Source organism: Streptococcus pneumoniae (assembly GCA_040719455.1).
GTDB classification, from domain to species: Bacteria; Bacillota; Bacilli; order Lactobacillales; family Streptococcaceae; genus Streptococcus; species Streptococcus pneumoniae_G.
Genome location: JBFDTN010000001.1, coordinates 860,661 through 877,597 on the forward strand (window position 1 = coordinate 860,661; position 16,937 = coordinate 877,597).

Genomic DNA, 16,937 nt, shown 5'->3' on the forward strand with positions numbered 1-16,937 from the left:
CCAAAGAATTGCACCATTTTCAAGCGAATTTTCTAGCTTATCCATTTTCAAAACATGTTTGATTATGGTAGAATGAAGGAAAGAGATTGGAGACTATCTATGAATTTACAAACACAAATTCTACATAAAATCAAAGAATACGATACGATTATCATCCATCGTCACATGCGACCAGACCCTGATGCACTAAGCAGTCAAGTAGGTCTAAAACATCTCTTGCAGCTCCATTTCCCAGAGAAAACGATTTTAACGCCAGGTTATGATGAGCCAAGTTTGACTTGGTTAGCACGCATGGATGAAGTCCTAGACACTAGCTACGAAGGCGCTCTTGTCATTGTCTGTGACACGGCAAATACAGCTCGCATTGATGACAAGCGATATGAAAATGGTGATTTTTTAATTAAAATCGACCATCATCCGAATGATGATGCTTATGGCGATCTCCTATGGGTCGATACGAATGCCAGCAGTACCAGTGAGATGATTGCTCGTTTTGCTTTTGATCTAGGTTTAGCCTTAGATGATTACACCGCAAAATTGCTCTATGCAGGGATTATCGGCGATACTGGGCGTTTCCTCTATCCTGCAACCACTGCTAAAACCTTAGAAATCGCAAGTAAGCTCCGCGCTTATCCATTTGACTTTGCAGGATTAGCTCGGAAAATGGATTCCTTTAGCTATCCTATCGCCAAACTCCAAGGCTATGTCTATGATCATCTCGAAATGGATGAAAATGGGGTCGCACGCGTAATTCTCACCCAAAAACTCTTAAAAGAAAACGGACTGACCGATGCCGATACCGCAGCCATTGTATCTGCTCCAGGAAAGATTGACAAGGTTGAGTTGTGGGGAATTTTTGTGGAGCAGGAAAATGGTAACTACCGTGTACGCTTGCGCAGTAAATTTATCCCCATTAACGAAGTCGCTAAAAACCACGATGGTGGAGGACATCCGCTTGCAAGCGGTGCTAACGCCTACTCTTCAGAAGAAGTGGATAAAATCTACCAAGAATTACAAAATCTTGTAAAAAACAAAGAAATTTGATAGAAAATACTTGTCAAGCCACGCAGACTTTGATATACTATCAAAGTAACTAATCTATGGCTCGCACAGAGACCATGGCAGAAAGGATTTTTTAAAATGAAAAAAGATATTCATCCAGATTATCGCCCTGTTGTCTTCATGGACACTACTACTGGCTTCAAGTTCCTTAGCGGTTCAACAAAATCTTCAAACGAAACAGTTGAATTCGAAGGTGAAACTTACCCATTGATCCGTGTCGAAATTTCATCAGACTCACACCCATTCTACACTGGACGTCAAAAGTTCACGCAAGCAGATGGACGTGTGGATCGTTTCAACAAAAAATACGGTCTCAAATAATCAACCGCATTTATTGCTTAAGAATGTTGATTTTAAGCCATTTCCGAGAGATTGGGATGGCTTTTTTTGCGCGTGATTGCGAGAATGATTGCGACATACTTTTATAGGTTCATGTATTGGGCGAACTTATGGGCGGTCTGCTCCTTCGTCTCTTTGCTAACGTGAGCGTAAATGTTCATGGTCGTCTTGATATCTTCATGACCTAGTCGCTCTTGTACTTCCTTGATTGTCGCTCCTGCTTCAAACAGCAAGCTGCAATGAGTATGGCGAAAACCGTGAGGGGTTATCTTTTTCAATTCGTATTTTGTTAGAATTTTTCTCAAGTTGTAATTGATAAAATCAAAGCTATGAGGTTGACCATCTAAGCGTGTAAAGACTAAATGGCTCTCTTTGAGTTGATACGGAAAAGCCTCTTTTTTCTTTTCCAGCCTCCAGCTTTTGAGTTTGCTCACAGTGATTGGATCTAGTGAGATGGTTCGTTTGCTCTTTTTGGTTTTTGGTGTCTGAAAAATCATTTGATTATCTTCGCCGTAAACAACGGTCTGGTTGACCGTTAGGCTCGCATGGGCCAAGTCTATATCTTTCCACCGTAGAGCCATCAGCTCGCTTTTTCTTAGCCCAGTAAAGGATAAGATCCGAAAAATAACACTTAATTCTTTGTTGTTCTCCTTTTCCACGCAAGATAAGAACTCCTTCAACTCTTTCTTGTCGTAAAAGTTTTCTATCTTCTCATCATCGACTTTTTCAATCTTACGGGGTCTGATGACCTTTTTCATTGGATTGTCATCGATATAGCCAAGATTGACCGCATAATCTAGAATTGTTTGAGTCATACCGATAAAATTAGAATATTTGGCGTATTTCTTGAACCAAGTATTGGCTTGCTGCTGACAAAAAGGCAGCTTAATGCTATCAACGTACAAATCGCCAAAAATAGGGACAATATGCAATTCAGCTTGTGCCTTTTGTCTGACATAGGTACTTTCTTTGACCGTATTTTTATAGTGATTTAGCCATAACCTGAACACTTCCTCAAACTTGATACGTTGGGGAGCTTTCGGCAACCCTTCTTTTTCCACCCTAACCAATAGCAAACGCTCCGCCTGCTTCGCTTCTTTCATGGTTTTAAAGCCACGTTTGCAAGCCTTGACTTCTTTTCCAGTGTCTTTATCTATGCCAAGATAGGCATGGTACATATAGCGGATTTCTCCGCTTTTCAATTTGTATTGTTTAATCATGTATATTTCCCTTCTTTTAGCTTGCCCGCATAATTAAGAAAATAAATCATGATTTTTAACGTGCTAGCGTTACGAAACCGCCCCTATTTTCGTCTGTTTTTGGTTTGGTGGTCAATTATACCAAAGAGGGATAGAACGCCTAAAATCGGCTTTAAATGCGCTTTTTACTCAGTCAATTTCTTTATCTGTTTTTCAAAATCTGAATTGATTTTTTGAGTTTTGTTGAATAGTTGGTACTCTGCTTTGGCTTTTTCTTTTGCAGCCTTAGAACTGATTTTCCCACGGTCAGTTAAAACGTCATACTCTTGGAAGGTCAAAAAACGGTCAATACTTTCAGCAAGCTGCTGCATGGTCTGGGCTTTTTTCTGCTCGATTTGTCTTTCTAGATAATCAAAAAAGCTGGATATGCTTCTTTCCAAGGAGCGGATTTCATCAACCGATAGGTAATTTTTGGCTACCTGGGTATCTGATTGTAAAATACGCCCGTCTGGAGAGTGTTTCCAAGTTGTTAGTCCCATATTGTCCTTGGTATGGTCTGCTTGAGTGTAGATAATTTCAGCAGCAGTCTTTCCAGTAATGGCATAATGGAATTTATTTTGAACAGCAGCATAAAACTGTTTTGTCATATTGCTTTCTGGGTCATAATCGATAGAAATTTCTGCGAATATATCCGTAATTTGTAACCAAATACGGCGCTCACTTGCACGGATTGAGCGGACACGTTCCAAGAGTTCGCGGAAGTAATCTTTTTCTAGGAGATTTTCACCTTGTTTAAGGCGCTCATCATCCATAGCAAAACCTTTTATCATGTACTCACGTAATACAGAGGTTGCCCATTGCCTAAAGCGCGTGGCTTTCTGAGAGTTGACCCGATAGCCAACAGAGATGATCACGTCTAGATTGTAATAATCAACTTGACGACTGACCTCACGGCTCCCCTCAATTTGAACTGTTTCCATTTTGGAAATAGTTGCTTTCTCTTCTAGTTCGCCCTCATCAAAGATATTTTTCAAGTGCTTGCTGATTGCAGGAACACCAACATCAAACAATCTGGCCATTTCTTTTTGGCTAGCCCAAATGGTTTCACCACGGATAATCACGCTGGCTGTTTCTTGATCATTGTTAGCAGAATAGATTAAAAATTGTAATTCGTTCATTAAGGCTACTTTCTATCTGTTATTGCAATCTGTACTGGGATAGTTTTAGCTTTTTATGTTATACTAGAACTATTGGGAGCCATCCCAAAATAAAAATATTAGAAAATGATATAATAGTATTTTTATTGCTCGCAGAGTTAGCGAGTGCTGGCTTTTTGTTATTCTTTTACTACCATTTCTGTTAAGGTGTAGCACTGCTACGCCTTTTTTGTTGGCTTGGTGATCACGCGCAGCGGGTGGGGCTATTGACAAAACTTGACATTTTTCAGGAATGCCAATATTGTGGCGCGTGGGTTAGCTTGAAACAACTTTATCAGTTGATTTTGTTAAAGGTGACCCAAAAATGTCTCGCCTCTTCAACAGGTCAAAATACGACTGACCACATCATCAAATTAAATATAGCTAAGGAAACCATGATCCAACGAACAGAAAAACACTTCAACATTTTGGTACCTTAGCAAAAGAAAGCTATTCGATAGAGGACAGGATAAATCATCCTATCGTTGGCTGGTAGGAGGTCGGTAGGAACGACTCCCTTTTTGAGTGGCTGACCTCCTATTTTGAGGGGTCATCTTGGATGATGGGACGATTTGAACCGTCATTTCTACCGTTTCGGTACTTTAGCAAAGGTGTGCTTTAAGTTTACTTTTTCAACCTTACCGGTTTCAAAATAATCTTGAGAGTAGGCGAGATGTATTCGGTTGATTTCAGCTATTAGGCGTTCTACTTTTTCTAGCATTGTGGCTCCTTTTGATTTATTTAAGTTCTTTAAGTTCGATTAGTTTTTTATAAATTTTATCTGTTAGTTCTTTTTGCTGGCTTGCTGTTAGATGTCTTGATGTACGAATTACAATAGTTCCATAAACATAGTGAGAACCAGGGTCTAATAAGCCTTGACCGTCAAACGCACTAAGATAAGTATTTCTTTTCTCAGCATCTTCAGTTGTACCGTAAACTTCAATATTTCCTCCGCCATCATTGCCTTTGGCTACAATATCAGCCCCTTCAACAGGGATAGTGACTTGATTATCAATAAAATAGACCGAGGCAGTATATCCTCCTTGTTTGTTTAGCTTCCCGTTTGGATCGTTGGATTCTGTAACCGATTGAATTTCTTTGATAGTATCAAGTTCTTTCAAGCGTTCTTCTACAAATGTTTGAGACGGATTTGTAATTTGCTTTAATTGAGTAACACTATTCTGATATTCTTTTATAGCAGCAGCAATTTTCGTTTCAATTTCCGTATAATCTAAGGGTTGTTCAAGTTCCTCTGTTTGCTTAAGAATATCTTCGGTTTTCTTTGCTATTTCAGGGATTTTTCTTTTTTCCTTGTCGGCTTCTTCCACAGTCGCTTTTAAGTAGTCTAGCGTCTTATCCTCTAATGGTTTTTCGCCCGTTTTTACAAGCTCTTGAGCTTCAGTTATTGAACTCTCTAGCTTTTTATTTTTATCAACAACTTTCTCTTCGGCTGCTTCAAAGGCTTTTACAGCTTGCTGATGTGGTGCAAAGATATAAAAATAATACGCAACTGCAGCTAATACCATGATTGCTGATACAGAAATAATCCAGATTTTTTTATTTTTCATTTTGTTTTCTCCTTGATGTATATGTGGCGGGAATAATCAAATTGTGGCGCGTGGGTTAGTTTGAAACGGCTACGGTATGCCTTGAGGGTTAGTCAATTTTGACAGTTTTATCAATTTGGACTTCTTTAGGAACGTGAGAGCTTCCGTAATTATCAAAAAATGAGATAAGAACTTTGTCATTTTTATTTAGTTTAATTTTAGTTAAATATTCCTTTGTGGGATGAAAGTCATATCTATAGGCAGAAATCACAGTTTCAGAATTTATATAATGTTTTTTTAATATTTCGATTACATCATTGTAAAAGTGTGTTTTAAACGCCACTGGCAAAGATGACACGAAATTATAAAAATCCTTGTACCCAAAATTTCCACTATCTTCATCTAGAGATAAGCGTACCCAAAGTTTTACAGTTTCATCATCGGTTGGTGAGTCGATGTGTTTGGGGGAGAAAAAGAAAAGGTTAAAGATATAAATTCGCTCACTGTGAATAGATTTTAGATTTATAGCGATTATGTTATCGCTCTCTTCTTTGTATTCATAATTCTCTTTGTTATAAATCTTCCAAATATATGGACTATACACAAAAAAATCTTTCAACTCAATTCCCAAATAATTACAGAGTTTGTCAACTGTATCAAATTGAACCCCTTTACCTGTATTTTCAGATAGTGCCATTAGAGTTGTTTTTGAAATGCCTGTATCTTCATATACATCAGCAATTTTTAAACCTCTCTCAGCCATCAGTACAGCAAAATTTGTCTTTATCATAGTTACTTTCCTCCATAGCTAGATTATAACCTATATTGTAAAAAAAAACAAATATCAAAAAAATATAATAGACTATTGACAAATATTTTTTAATGGTGTAATATGTTTTTTGTTAGCGAGTTCGCTAAAATATAACAAATATCAAAAAGGAGGATGGAAGTTTGAAAAATAATTTTCGAGTTATTCTAGCCAAGCAACGGAAAAAGGTTGCTGATGTTCATACTGGTACAGGTATTTCTAAAAGTACCTTAACTGCTATCTATTATGAGCGTTCAAAAAAATCCTAGCATGGAAACCATGACTAAGATTGCAAACTTTTTGAATGTAACGCTAGATGAGCTTATCACTACCCAGCACTAAGATTTTTCACTACCTTTCACCCATGAAAAATCTGAAACTAATTAGAAACGAGGTACACAATGGAACTTAAAATTATTACAACACACGATATGCCAGCTATTGGCAGTCAATCACTCGCTAAAGAGTTTGACAAGGAACATAGCGACATTATCGGAGCTATTGAAAAGATGATTGACCTGATGACAGAGGAAAAAGACAATCTGAAATCACTAATCCCGTCAGATATTGACATCAATAACTATTTCATCAAAGACACGAACGGCTATTTCATCACTCAAAACGGTTTTGCTCTGTTAGTCGGTGAAGTTCAGCTAGATTCCCAAAAATCTTTTGAAGTGATGATGAAACTGATAACAGAGCGAGAGATTATCGAGCAAAATAAAAAGGCATTTGGATTTTAAAGGAGGAACTCAATGGATTTAGGAATTATTTTGAGAGATAGGACCTTGGTAGTAAGTAGCTTACAAGTTGCGGAAGTTTTTGGAAAAAGACACAAGCGGGTATTAGAGGATATAAGAATCAAGATTGAAAGATTAAAAAAAGGTGAGCCCAAAATTGGGCTCACGCCAAAAGATGAAGTAGATACGTACTTTTGGGAAGAAACTTACACAGATAGCCAAGGTAAAAAACGTCCTATTTATTTTATGACACAAAAAGGATGCACTTACTTAGTTATGGGTTATACAGGAGAAAAAGCCGATGCATATCAGTGCGCTTACATTGAAGAATTTGACCGCATGCAAAAAGCCCTTGAACATCAAACCATCGCAGACCCCGAAAACCCAACGCCAGCCCAGCTAGTCGAGATCATCCGTGACCGCCTATCACGCGCTGACATCATCATCCAACCAAAGGATGACGAGCTAGGGCGGGACTACTTCGCTATCGGTATCTATGGCTTGCTCCGCTACTACGGACATGATAAGAGTATCTCCTACCCCTATATTCGCTCTATCCGCCCTAAGGTGATGGAGATTGGCTTGGCAGAGTTCGAGGAAATCGTAAACTATTGTGCGGTTAAGAAAAAGCTAAAACTGCCCTATGTTCGTGCGACCCTAAAGGATTGGCAGCCGTCAGAGGTTGACCAGCTACGCCCACCAATATTTGGTATTGCTGGACTCTTGACAGTATGACAGACACAAAAAAACGCACCACAGGGCGCGTGAGAGCAACAAAAAAAGGCTTAGCAGTCGGCAAACTCTCAAGCCTTTAAACACCAACTAAAACAAAATACAACAGGCAAGCCGTAAGAGTTTTAGTGAATTTATTTGATTAGATTATACCATAAGAACTTTGAAAACTGAATAGAGTACGCAAATTTTAAAAAAAAGTTTGGTTTAGGGGTTGACTTATGTATCCACGTTAGTATATAATTTTTTTGTGGATACAGAAAGGAGAAAAAATGACCACATCTAAAAAGATTGGCAGACCTACCACAAATCCAAAAAATCAAAGTAAACGTGTGAGAATGACTGATGAACAAGTAGAAATGCTTGAATATTGTGTAAAAGCAACAGGCAAAACTCAAACAGATATTTTGATGATAGGACTTGAAAAAGTCTACCATGAGCTAAAAAAATAGCGTATAACCCGCCTTCGCCAAAATTTGGGCTATACACTATCGCAGCACCCACAAAGTAGGTACGTAAATATTATACCATGCGTACTCTATTTTGTGAACCCAAAATTTACAGAAAGGTAGTACGCTTTTTGTGTACTCAAAAATAGAAATATGGGCTACTTACCAGAAGAACGTGAAACGGTTATTCGTTACGATGAGTTTGACAATTGTTGGTTCTTTGAAAGCAATGTAAGACGACATGTTACAAAGATTTTAAAAATGGAACATGCTTTTGATAGTGTAGAAAAAGAGCTTGAGAATGATTTTTGTATCTACGTTCGGGCAAAACTTTCAAATTTAGAAGATTTTTCAGTCAATCCGTTTGTAAAAAACAAAAGGAAGTTATCCGAGGAACAAAAAGCAGAGATAAGCCGACGGGCTAAAATGCGTTTTTCTTCTGATAACGAAGCATAGGGCTTTAAAAAACAGAACTGAAATATCTCCCTAAGGTAAATATATCCGAGAACATTTCAGAAGCTGAAAACAGCAATTAGAGCCGTTAAAAACGACAAACAAAAAAGGCTTAGAGAGCGACCAAACTTCCTAGCCTTTAAACAAAGCACGAAGAAACACCGCTTAGGTATTTCTTTGTGCCCCTATTATACCACAAGTCTAGTGGTAAAAAGTCAAGAAAAAGTTGAATAACTTTTAGTTAATTTTCTAGAAAAAAGGGTGCAGTAAAAACACCTAGTGAAAATCGCTTTTTTCACTAGCTTATCCAAGGACTTGTGCCGATAATCAATTATCTTCCATAAGCCTCCTTGGTGGCGTATAGAGTTGGCGGTTGCGTAGTAGCACATCCACCAGACGCACAAACTTTCTAGCAGTTAAGACGATGGCTCTTTTGTGTTGGTGTTTAGGCACTTCTTGATACTTCTTCTTGTAAAAGGCTTGATATTCGCTATCATGTCGTCTGACAGAGTTGGCGGCTTCAACTAAGTAATAACGGAGATAGCGGTTGCCTCGTTTCACAAGGTCAGTATTTGGAGAATGAGCGTTCCCAGATTGATTCTGTTTCCAGTTCAATCCCGCATATTTAGCGACTTGAGGATGGTCTTTAAAGCGTTCAATCTGTCCAATCTCAGCGATAATCCCTGCAGCGTAGACTTTCCCGACACCAGGTATAGAGGTTAGACATTGATATTCAGGAATGACCTCTACCATATCCTCGATAGCTTTATCAATATCCTTAATCATCTTCTCAAGATGTCGCATTTCTCTAGCTAATAATCCAAGCACCACATTGACGGAATCCTGTTGGAGTTTAGAGAGTCGATAAGACCCACGAATAGCAGCTTGAATGGCTTTCGCTAATTTCTCAGGCGCTTTAAATCGGCCTCTTCCCATTTTTTGGATGAAGTCAGCCAAGTCATTGAGTGGAATATTAGCCAAGTCATCAAGAGTATAGTCTTCCGTCATCAAAGAGATGACAGTGCTAGACCAGAGATTGGTAGTTAGCTCTTCATTCTTGATTTCAGTTGATAAGGTATTGCACTTATAATAAATATTTTCAATAAAGTGCTGTTTGGTTCTTGTTAGCTGTTCAATGAGTTGAAGTCTCGTTCTAGTCAGATGTTGGAGGGCAAGGTATTTCTCTTCTTTGAGAAAGGCAGGGGAAAAGCGCTCAATCCGAAAATAATCAGCGATGTAGAAGGCATCAATGGTATCATTTTTGCTTTCTTCAAAGGCTTCGCGATATTTCTTAATCTTATTGGGCTGTTCCACCATCACTTCAACGTTAAGAGCCTTCAATTGACTATCTTCATGAAAGAACATAGCAGGGTGAAAGCTATAGAGACTAGTTGCTTCCATGCCGATGACGATTCGTTCAAAGATATGGATTTCATGAAGCTGAAGGATCTTTTCCTTAATTTCAGAAGCACCAGCTAGGTCATTAGAAAGAGAAGCTGTAAAGGGAGTTGTTGTATCACTGAGCATGATACAGACATCAAGTTTGGTAGAGCTAACATCTAAACCGACAAAACATTTCATTTGGAAGGTCTCCTTTCATATGGATTTGGAAAATTTCTTGACTACTGTAAGGTTCCCCAGAAACACCTTGAACCAACAGCCTCGCATAATAGAATTCACATCACTAGCTCACCTGCCGCCTGTACGCTACTAAGTACAGAAGTGAGACTAGTGGAAACAGCTAGTGTGTTGGAAGTAGGGACAAGGCTTGGGTAACAGACTTTCTTCGGAAGTCTAAGCAACAAGGAGGAGAAGAAACAACCATGAGTCCATTCCATGACTCTATTGTTCTGGAAAACCTTGCAATAGTCAAGTTAAAAATTGTTAAAACTTGGGATTAAAAATCCCCATAAACTTATTTTACGAGGAGGGAGAAAATGGAATCAATTTTGAGCGAATCCGCAAGTCATGAGCTTGTGAGGGGAACACTGGAGCTAGCCAAAGAACTAGCGAGGGAAGAAATCGAGCGAGAAAGGCGCAAACCTTTACGACAAGGGGAGATCATGGAGCTCTACCGCTTTGATTTTAAATACATGGAATATCTCAAAAGTCTTGGTTTAAAACATCGCAGACAAGGCAAATCTATCTACTATGATGTCCGAGACGTTGACAATTTACTAGAAAAACTAAAAGAATAACGATTAAGCTTGCCCGCATAATTAAGAAAACAAATACAGCCAGCTTGGCTACTTAAAACAAAAATAATTGGATCGTAAACAACCGCATGAAGCCCGAGAGGGTTAACAGAAAAATGAATTGAGGGGAAATATGGAAGCAACATCAACGCTAGCAACTATTACAGATAGGTTAACCATCATTAAAGATAGTCTATCAGGCTTTAGAAATATGAACGCTAAGAGACAGTTAAAAGCATTGATAGCAAATCTTGATGATTTATATAATGACGTGGCAGAACTTGAATTAAGCACAATTAAGCGAGATGAAAGCGCCGAATATCAATTGATTAAGAAAAATGCGATACGGCGTGTGATTGAAGACATAGAGGGCAGAGAAAAAAGATACGCTAATTCCTGGTGCGTTATGAATGAAGATTATAAAACGTACACCGAGTTAGCTCAATTTGATGGCTTTCTTTTCCTAGATGCCTATTTAAAAGAAAAATCAAAAGATAATAAGTATCCTATGGATAGCAGCCACGTAGCAAATTACATTGTATCGCTGATTAGGGATGATATACATCGCAAAAACGAAGGTTTGCCTAACAACCTTGACTATTGGACTGGGAGCTTGTAAAAAATAAGAATTAGGAGGACAGCCATGCTAGATGAACTTAACCTACCGCTTGACCAAGTGATCATTTTGACAGTTGTCACGTTGACTATTGCCATCTATTTATGGCGTCATCTAGGCTATTTTCAGCTGGATACAGAGACAAAAAGCGAGCGAGTGGACAAATATACCAAGGAGGAGCTAAACCCTTGCTACGGGGCTTATATCCAGCTTGGCATGAGACGAAGCAATTAGGAGGGACCGAATGACCTTACCAGAGAATTATAGGCGCGTGCTTGAGCTTATCCCAAAAGGGAGTGAGTGACCGATTACAAATCGAGAGGTGCAAGAGACAACAGGACTAAGTGAACGAGCGATACGAGAAATTGTGCAACGGCTGACTGTCCGCTATAAAATCCCTATCGGTATCTTACGAAATCACACACCAGGCTACTACTTTCCCACCAATGACGCGGGACGCTTCCAAGGCATGGTAGAACTGGATAAGCAGGTCACAGAGGAACAAAAACGCCTTGAAGTGATTAAGTACGGAAATCTGAATGAACAGGATAAATATTTGAAAGGGGGCTAATATGGAAATCCTTATCATAGACGGCAACAACTGGCGAGGGAAGGCGCACTACTCGCCTAGCCTAGATATTATCTATATCAGCGACAAGGTATCAAAAGACGAGCACGCGCAGCTAATCCATACAATAAAGCAAAAAGGGACTATTTGGAGGTGAGACGGTGGCAAAAACAAAAATTTATTTTTGGCTAAAGGTGGATAAGAAATTTTTTGACAATATTTTCATCAAACGATTAAAAAATATGGCGGGCGGTTATACGATGACTGTTATCTATATCCGCTTGATGTTGGAAAGCCTAGAAAGTGATTGCATTTTGTACTATGAAGGCTATTTTGAAAATCTCGCTGAAGAGCTAGCTCTCAAATTAGATGTTAGCGAGGACGACATCAATATGACATTAGCCTATTTTACGAAATGTGGATTAGTTCAAATTGACACAGAAGGAAATGCTGAATTGCCACAAGCTAAGGCCATGATCCAACAGGAAACGGACCAAGCTGCATACATACGAGAATATCGGAAAAATAAACGTCTGGAAAGTGCAAAATCTTACAATGTAAACCCAAAGTCTAACAACGTTGAAAAGTGTAAGACAGAGATAGAGATAGAGAAAGATATAAAGTTAGATATAGAGCAACAGCTACAGCTAGAAAAGGCTGCTGGCTCTGTTGGAAATCCAATCTTTGAAAAACTAAAGGAGGCTTTCGGTGAAATGTCTATATCTGGAACGATTGCTGAGGAGGTTGAGGAATTGCTTAGAGTACATGGCGAGGCTCTACTCATGCACGCCCTGAATGAAACCATCTTAAATGGCGGTAGGTCTATCAGATATACCCGTTCTATCTTGGAACGTTGGCAGGGTCAAGGCTTGCGAACTGTTGAACAAGTTGAGCAAAACAAGCAGGCTTACAAGAATAAACAATACAAGACCGATGGTATCCCCTTTGACCAATTAGGCAGGGCGGAAGATTTAGGATTTTAGGAGGTAGAAAATGCAACAGATAACCCATCACATCACAGATAGGCTATGCCCAAAACACCACGTATATACATGGCAATTAAATGAAAAAGTGAGAGCCACTGATCGAAAAGAGCCTTACTATGCAGAAGAATGTCCCGTCTGTTTTCAGGAAAAGATAGATAGGGAACTGGCAGAGCTAACGGGTGAATCTATGCTAAATGCTGAGCTATCAAAAACTTATGATCTCTTTGAGCGAAAAAGTATCATCACGCCTAAATTACAGCTAGCGAGTTATAGGACGTTCACGGTAGGCAATGAGATAGACAAGCAGGCAAAAAAATTCGGCTTGCGGCTCAATGAGTATTATTTCAAAAACGAAGGCACAGGCAACGCTATTTTACAGGGACGTCCGGGAGTTGGGAAAAGCCATCTGACGCTGGCTATCGCTCGGAAATTGAATGAGGATTGGAAAGCTATCAAGAAACCTAAAAGCGTGCTATTTATGCCCGTTAATCGGCTTTTTCAGACGATACAAGCCAGCTTTAACAAATCGGATGGCGTTAGCCGTGATGATATGATGAAACTACTGGAGCGCGTGGATTATCTCTTTTTGGATGACTTAGGGAAAGAGACAACCTTTGGAAACCATGGCAACGAGGCTAGCAACTGGAAACAAGAATTCTTGTATGAGCTGCTGGATATGAGAGGTAAGACCATCATCAACACCAATCTAAACGGTGAGCAGTTGAAAAAAGTTTATGATCCATCATTGATTAGCCGTATCATGGATGGAGTCGGTAAAAACATCTTCGTCTATCCAGAACATGCCGAGGACAGACGAAAACTCCCCTTCTAGCGATTTTAAGGGCAAGGCGGTAGAATTTACCGCCCAAGCCTTACACGCGCTAAAAGGGGCGAAATATGGACGATTTGAGGGTATCAGAAAGGAGCAAACACTATGAACTACTACCACTATCAGACAGGGGCAAGGGATTTGACCACAGCCGAGAGGAAGCACGCGCTTCTTCTTTTTTGCTATAATGAGTTAAGCAAATAGATTTGGGCATTTAAACGTATATAGGGAGTAGCTAGGAATGAAAGTAGCTAGAATTAGTATTGAGGATTTCACCCGACCCTTGAAGAAAACAGGGGAAACTAAATTTCAGATCAAAGCCGTAGAGGTTGATTTGGAGGAGCTAACGATCAGATACGGTCAAAACACCTTTACTCTTGAGCAAATATCAGGAACAAAAGGAGGATACCGCTACTTCTTTTCTTGTCCTCAATGTGGCAGACGGTGCAGGGTGATGTATGAAGTCCGTAAGTTCTACGCTTGCGGAACATGTCAAGATATTCATAGGGACACACTAAACCGCACCAAGACAGATTGTACTTACTATTGGGAAAGAGCGCTGAGGGAAACCAGAAAAGTACAACCAGACTATAAGCCAAAATTGGGTGGCTATGTATTTGACAGCTTCCCGAGCAGACCTAAGCGCATGAGATTAGCTACCTACTTGAAGCATTGGCGGAAGTATATAGAACTCGTGGTGCTAGTTAATCTCGAAGTATCTCAGATTGTAAGCCAGTATAATTTGCTCCAGCCTTAACTGCAGACCTGCTAAACTTCTAGTCAGTGTGTGTTCTATATCAAAAAGACCGCAAAGCTCTGAGAAGCGAGTCTCAATGGTTCGTCTCATAGCCATCAATTTCCAATGATTATGTTGTTTAGCTCCTGCCATATTTTGGCGCAAGGGAGTCCATAGATGATAGCCTTTTTGGGTCAAATGATCTTTAAGTTCCTTACTAAGATAGCCTAAATCTGCCAAAATATAAGGTTGTCGGCAATTTTCTAGTAAGTCATCAACTGCCCTAATATCATGGACTGATGCAGGTGTCACAACATAATTCAGAATATAGCCTGATAAAGTTACCAGCATGTGTACTTTGAATCCATAGAACCACAGACGTTTGGAAGCATTGTAGCCAATATCTGCTAAGTCGTTAAAAATACGTGTTCTATAGTTACGGATAGGTTGGCAAAGTGGCAAGGGAAAGGGAAAGCTATCTATAATAACAATGGAACCAGGTGAGATTTGAGTATTCATTGCTTGTCTAATGACTTGAACTAACCAAATCAACTGTCTTGCTCGTCTATTAAAACGGCTTCGTTCAAGAAGATGACCACAAGGAAATAAGTAACAGAGACGGTAGAAATGACGTTGTGACTTAATCCCTAGTTCAGCTTGCAAGAGAAGTAAGACTAATAGAGATTGATCTGAAACCTTAGATAGACTGACATTATGACGATGTTTGAAAGATTTAGGACAATAATCCCTATACAGTTGATGGCAAATTTTTGATAATTGCTTCAAATTCCATTGTAAGTGATGAGATTTAGCGGTATACTGTAAGTGGCTCATTTGGACTTCCTCCTGTTTGTTTCGGCACTTACAGTATAGTCCTTTTGGGCTTTTTATTGTAGTTTGAAATTAACTAGCACCACGAGTATATAGATTATCTAGACAAAGGGGATAGGTATTGGTTGAGTTGATAGCTGTTACTGACAAGCGCGGCCATATTTTGCCGGTAGGTCTGAAAAGTTCCTACATAATCTGCTAAAATATGACTGCTGATTTTTATTGACTTTTTCCAAATAAATACGGAACGGGTGCAGATTACAAAAATAAACAAATGGTAAGGTTCAGATAAGGGACAAGGGGTAAAAAAAGTACTAAGGTTTGGGGAGATTTAGGGGAGGTGTAGGGAATAAAACGGATGAGGTCTAGGCTAGGTGGAAATGGTGAGGTTTTGGTTAGGTACAGGGAATTGAACAGCAGACGAATAGCAGGAAATTGTAAAAAGATGATTGGTGCATGAAGTCGTAACAAATCGTAACTTTTTTCAACCAGCGGCGCGTGCTTGAAGCTTGAACGAAGCTCGAGAAAATCAAAAAAGCCAACACTTCTGCGCTGACTCCTTGTGATGTAATAACTCCACTAACTATTATATCACAAATGGGGCGTACTATGGATTTAAAACAGAGATTAGAAGAACTATACACAGCCGAATTATTGATAGCCACCTTTGAAGATGGGCTGGAAAAAGATAGGCAGCTATACAACTCCCTACCGTCTGCTTTGGCCGAGGTTGAGCAGAACCATTTAAAGCATATCGAGGAGCTAAGAGAACAGCAGAGAGCCACGCTGGAGCTTATCGATAAGCTGGACAATCCAATCTATCAGACGCTACTACTTGAACGCTATCGGAATGGCAGAAGCTGGAAAGAGGTAGCAGGTATTATTAACTATTCGCTTACCACCACATACAGACTACACAAGCAAGCCTTAGAGCGTCTGGAGGTCATCTATGAACAAGAAACAAATTAGACAGTACGCTGACCGCAAACTAAAAGAGTTTAGACGTTGGCAGAGGATTGCAAGAAGTCTTGATTTGGCCTATTCTGATGATTATATCTTACAAGCAGAAAGCAACGATTTTCAGCCCGTGGAACGCTTGAAAATTAACCAAGAGATAGCAGAGCAAGAACTGAATGCGATAAAGTCAGCAATAAATAGCATTGATAACAAACGACTACGCCAACTGCTGATACTGAACTATCTGGAGCGTAAAGAGCTGAAAGACGTCCGTCGGTTGATTGAGAGACAAAATAAACCTTATGAACCAATCAAAGAAAGCCAATGCAACTATCTCAAAAATAAGGCTTTACTAGCTTTTGCCAAACACTACAGAAGTGGAGCGCTTGAAACGTTGTCAGATTGAAATTTTGCTAGGTTCTAGCCATTGTTTTAGCTTATCCGATAAATTAACCATGGACACACTAAAAGCCCGTATAAGCGATTTTAGGGGCTTTTTCTGATGTTCGGAAATACCCCCGCTGATTTTGAACGGGGCGTGTATTGTTCGGAAATAAAGAACGCTGCCCTTTTCCGTGCGAAAAATTCCCTTTTTGAAATTTTGAAATAAAGAGAAAATCCTTTATTATTGGGCTTTTGAGATAAGAAAATAGGGGAAAACCTACCAGCTAGAAAAAACAAAACATGTGTAGAA

20 protein-coding genes and 2 pseudogenes are annotated in these 16,937 nt (G+C 39.4%); 15 read left to right on the forward strand and 7 right to left on the reverse strand.

All coding sequences use genetic code 11. The features are described from left to right. Window positions 1–99: 99 nt before the first annotated feature. Together AB1I63_04085 and AB1I63_04090 are read left to right on the forward strand one after the other, a co-directional pair. Window positions 100–1,044, forward strand: a complete 945-nt coding sequence (locus AB1I63_04085; protein MEW4354067.1) for a bifunctional oligoribonuclease/PAP phosphatase NrnA — start codon at window positions 100–102, stop codon at window positions 1,042–1,044. A 96-nt stretch (window positions 1,045–1,140) separates the two neighbouring features. After that, entirely contained in the window at window positions 1,141–1,383 is a 243-nt protein-coding gene (locus tag AB1I63_04090) for a type B 50S ribosomal protein L31 (GenBank protein MEW4354068.1), read from the forward strand. 101 nt (window positions 1,384–1,484) lie between these two features. On the opposite strand, the gene AB1I63_04095 is transcribed toward AB1I63_04090, so the two are convergent. From AB1I63_04095 to AB1I63_04115, 5 genes and pseudogenes are all read right to left on the reverse strand, one after another. After that, a complete protein-coding gene (locus AB1I63_04095) occupies window positions 1,485–2,621 on the reverse strand; it encodes a tyrosine-type recombinase/integrase (GenBank protein ID MEW4354069.1) in 1,137 nt (378 codons plus the stop codon). A 164-nt stretch (window positions 2,622–2,785) separates the two neighbouring features. Next, complete coding sequence (locus AB1I63_04100; GenBank protein MEW4354070.1) at window positions 2,786–3,778, reverse strand: virulence RhuM family protein; 993 nt, start codon at window positions 3,776–3,778, stop codon at window positions 2,786–2,788. 607 nt (window positions 3,779–4,385) lie between these two features. Next, window positions 4,386–4,517, reverse strand: a pseudogene (locus AB1I63_04105) (GTP pyrophosphokinase). A gap of 16 nt (window positions 4,518–4,533) precedes the next feature. Next, window positions 4,534–5,364 (reverse strand): EbhA, encoded by an 831-nt coding sequence (locus tag AB1I63_04110; protein ID MEW4354071.1) that lies wholly within the window; start codon window positions 5,362–5,364, stop codon window positions 4,534–4,536. Between the two features lie 88 nt (window positions 5,365–5,452). Then, on the reverse strand, window positions 5,453–6,133 hold the full coding sequence (locus AB1I63_04115; GenBank protein MEW4354072.1) for a helix-turn-helix transcriptional regulator: 681 nt from the start codon (window positions 6,131–6,133) through the stop codon (window positions 5,453–5,455). Window positions 6,134–6,294: 161 nt separating this feature from the next. On the opposite strand from AB1I63_04115, the pseudogene AB1I63_04120 reads away from it, so the two are divergent. The 5 genes and pseudogenes from AB1I63_04120 to AB1I63_04140 all read left to right on the forward strand — a co-directional run bounded on the left by AB1I63_04120 (window position 6,295) and on the right by AB1I63_04140 (window position 8,528). Beyond that, window positions 6,295–6,493, forward strand: a pseudogene (locus AB1I63_04120) (helix-turn-helix transcriptional regulator). Window positions 6,494–6,552: 59 nt separating this feature from the next. Next, window positions 6,553–6,894, forward strand: coding sequence for a hypothetical protein (locus tag AB1I63_04125; GenBank protein ID MEW4354073.1), 342 nt, complete (start codon window positions 6,553–6,555; stop codon window positions 6,892–6,894). A 12-nt stretch (window positions 6,895–6,906) separates the two neighbouring features. Next, window positions 6,907–7,626 carry a Rha family transcriptional regulator gene (locus AB1I63_04130; GenBank protein ID MEW4354074.1) on the forward strand — a complete coding sequence of 240 codons (720 nt, stop codon included), beginning with the start codon at window positions 6,907–6,909 and terminating at the stop codon, window positions 7,624–7,626. Window positions 7,627–7,895: 269 nt separating this feature from the next. Continuing rightward, entirely contained in the window at window positions 7,896–8,075 is a 180-nt protein-coding gene (locus AB1I63_04135; GenBank protein ID MEW4354075.1) for a hypothetical protein, read from the forward strand. A gap of 150 nt (window positions 8,076–8,225) precedes the next feature. Beyond that, window positions 8,226–8,528, forward strand: a complete 303-nt coding sequence (locus AB1I63_04140) for a hypothetical protein (protein MEW4354076.1) — start codon at window positions 8,226–8,228, stop codon at window positions 8,526–8,528. Between the two features lie 324 nt (window positions 8,529–8,852). On the opposite strand, the gene AB1I63_04145 is transcribed toward AB1I63_04140, so the two are convergent. Continuing rightward, on the reverse strand, window positions 8,853–10,106 hold the full coding sequence (locus AB1I63_04145) for an IS110 family transposase (protein MEW4354077.1): 1,254 nt from the start codon (window positions 10,104–10,106) through the stop codon (window positions 8,853–8,855). Between the two features lie 356 nt (window positions 10,107–10,462). On the opposite strand from AB1I63_04145, the gene AB1I63_04150 reads away from it, so the two are divergent. The 6 genes from AB1I63_04150 (at window position 10,463) to AB1I63_04175 (ending at window position 13,722) form a co-directional block, all read left to right on the forward strand. After that, on the forward strand, window positions 10,463–10,723 hold the full coding sequence (locus tag AB1I63_04150; protein MEW4354078.1) for a hypothetical protein: 261 nt from the start codon (window positions 10,463–10,465) through the stop codon (window positions 10,721–10,723). Between the two features lie 130 nt (window positions 10,724–10,853). Then, on the forward strand, window positions 10,854–11,339 hold the full coding sequence (locus tag AB1I63_04155; protein MEW4354079.1) for a hypothetical protein: 486 nt from the start codon (window positions 10,854–10,856) through the stop codon (window positions 11,337–11,339). A gap of 24 nt (window positions 11,340–11,363) precedes the next feature. Further along, a complete protein-coding gene (locus tag AB1I63_04160) occupies window positions 11,364–11,570 on the forward strand; it encodes a hypothetical protein (protein ID MEW4354080.1) in 207 nt (68 codons plus the stop codon). Window positions 11,571–11,703: 133 nt separating this feature from the next. Then, window positions 11,704–11,907, forward strand: coding sequence for a hypothetical protein (locus AB1I63_04165; GenBank protein MEW4354081.1), 204 nt, complete (start codon window positions 11,704–11,706; stop codon window positions 11,905–11,907). Window positions 11,908–12,065: 158 nt separating this feature from the next. Beyond that, window positions 12,066–12,887: a phage replisome organizer N-terminal domain-containing protein gene (locus AB1I63_04170; protein MEW4354082.1), complete on the forward strand. Its 822-nt coding sequence runs from the start codon at window positions 12,066–12,068 to the stop codon at window positions 12,885–12,887. A gap of 10 nt (window positions 12,888–12,897) precedes the next feature. After that, window positions 12,898–13,722: an ATP-binding protein gene (locus tag AB1I63_04175; protein MEW4354083.1), complete on the forward strand. Its 825-nt coding sequence runs from the start codon at window positions 12,898–12,900 to the stop codon at window positions 13,720–13,722. A gap of 697 nt (window positions 13,723–14,419) precedes the next feature. On the opposite strand, the gene AB1I63_04180 is transcribed toward AB1I63_04175, so the two are convergent. Beyond that, entirely contained in the window at window positions 14,420–15,289 is an 870-nt protein-coding gene (locus AB1I63_04180; GenBank protein ID MEW4354084.1) for an IS982 family transposase, read from the reverse strand. Window positions 15,290–15,895: 606 nt separating this feature from the next. Here AB1I63_04180 and AB1I63_04185 point away from each other — a divergent pair. Beyond that, the gene (locus AB1I63_04185; protein ID MEW4354085.1) at window positions 15,896–16,255 is read left to right on the forward strand and encodes a DUF1492 domain-containing protein; all 360 of its coding nucleotides are present in this window, start codon (window positions 15,896–15,898) and stop codon (window positions 16,253–16,255) included. After that, window positions 16,236–16,649: a transcriptional regulator gene (locus AB1I63_04190; protein ID MEW4354086.1), complete on the forward strand. Its 414-nt coding sequence runs from the start codon at window positions 16,236–16,238 to the stop codon at window positions 16,647–16,649. The genes AB1I63_04185 and AB1I63_04190 overlap by 20 nt, the downstream gene beginning before the upstream one ends. The last annotated feature ends 288 nt before the right edge of the window (window positions 16,650–16,937 follow it).

Excerpts from the sequence above, each read along its gene's own strand:
- AB1I63_04085 (MEW4354067.1), top strand. The coding sequence starts at position 100 with ATGAATTTACAAACACAAATTCTACATAAAATCAAAGAATACGATACG.
- AB1I63_04090 (MEW4354068.1), top strand. The coding sequence starts at position 1,141 with ATGAAAAAAGATATTCATCCAGATTATCGCCCTGTTGTCTTCATGGAC.
- AB1I63_04095 (MEW4354069.1), bottom strand. The coding sequence starts at position 2,621 with ATGATTAAACAATACAAATTGAAAAGCGGAGAAATCCGCTATATGTAC.
- AB1I63_04100 (MEW4354070.1), bottom strand. The coding sequence starts at position 3,778 with ATGAACGAATTACAATTTTTAATCTATTCTGCTAACAATGATCAAGAA.
- AB1I63_04110 (MEW4354071.1), bottom strand. The coding sequence starts at position 5,364 with ATGAAAAATAAAAAAATCTGGATTATTTCTGTATCAGCAATCATGGTA.
- AB1I63_04115 (MEW4354072.1), bottom strand. The coding sequence starts at position 6,133 with ATGATAAAGACAAATTTTGCTGTACTGATGGCTGAGAGAGGTTTAAAA.
- AB1I63_04125 (MEW4354073.1), top strand. The coding sequence starts at position 6,553 with ATGGAACTTAAAATTATTACAACACACGATATGCCAGCTATTGGCAGT.
- AB1I63_04130 (MEW4354074.1), top strand. The coding sequence starts at position 6,907 with ATGGATTTAGGAATTATTTTGAGAGATAGGACCTTGGTAGTAAGTAGC.
- AB1I63_04135 (MEW4354075.1), top strand. The coding sequence starts at position 7,896 with ATGACCACATCTAAAAAGATTGGCAGACCTACCACAAATCCAAAAAAT.
- AB1I63_04140 (MEW4354076.1), top strand. The coding sequence starts at position 8,226 with ATGGGCTACTTACCAGAAGAACGTGAAACGGTTATTCGTTACGATGAG.
- AB1I63_04145 (MEW4354077.1), bottom strand. The coding sequence starts at position 10,106 with ATGAAATGTTTTGTCGGTTTAGATGTTAGCTCTACCAAACTTGATGTC.
- AB1I63_04150 (MEW4354078.1), top strand. The coding sequence starts at position 10,463 with ATGGAATCAATTTTGAGCGAATCCGCAAGTCATGAGCTTGTGAGGGGA.
- AB1I63_04155 (MEW4354079.1), top strand. The coding sequence starts at position 10,854 with ATGGAAGCAACATCAACGCTAGCAACTATTACAGATAGGTTAACCATC.
- AB1I63_04160 (MEW4354080.1), top strand. The coding sequence starts at position 11,364 with ATGCTAGATGAACTTAACCTACCGCTTGACCAAGTGATCATTTTGACA.
- AB1I63_04175 (MEW4354083.1), top strand. The coding sequence starts at position 12,898 with ATGCAACAGATAACCCATCACATCACAGATAGGCTATGCCCAAAACAC.
- AB1I63_04180 (MEW4354084.1), bottom strand. The coding sequence starts at position 15,289 with ATGAGCCACTTACAGTATACCGCTAAATCTCATCACTTACAATGGAAT.
- AB1I63_04185 (MEW4354085.1), top strand. The coding sequence starts at position 15,896 with ATGGATTTAAAACAGAGATTAGAAGAACTATACACAGCCGAATTATTG.
- AB1I63_04190 (MEW4354086.1), top strand. The coding sequence starts at position 16,236 with ATGAACAAGAAACAAATTAGACAGTACGCTGACCGCAAACTAAAAGAG.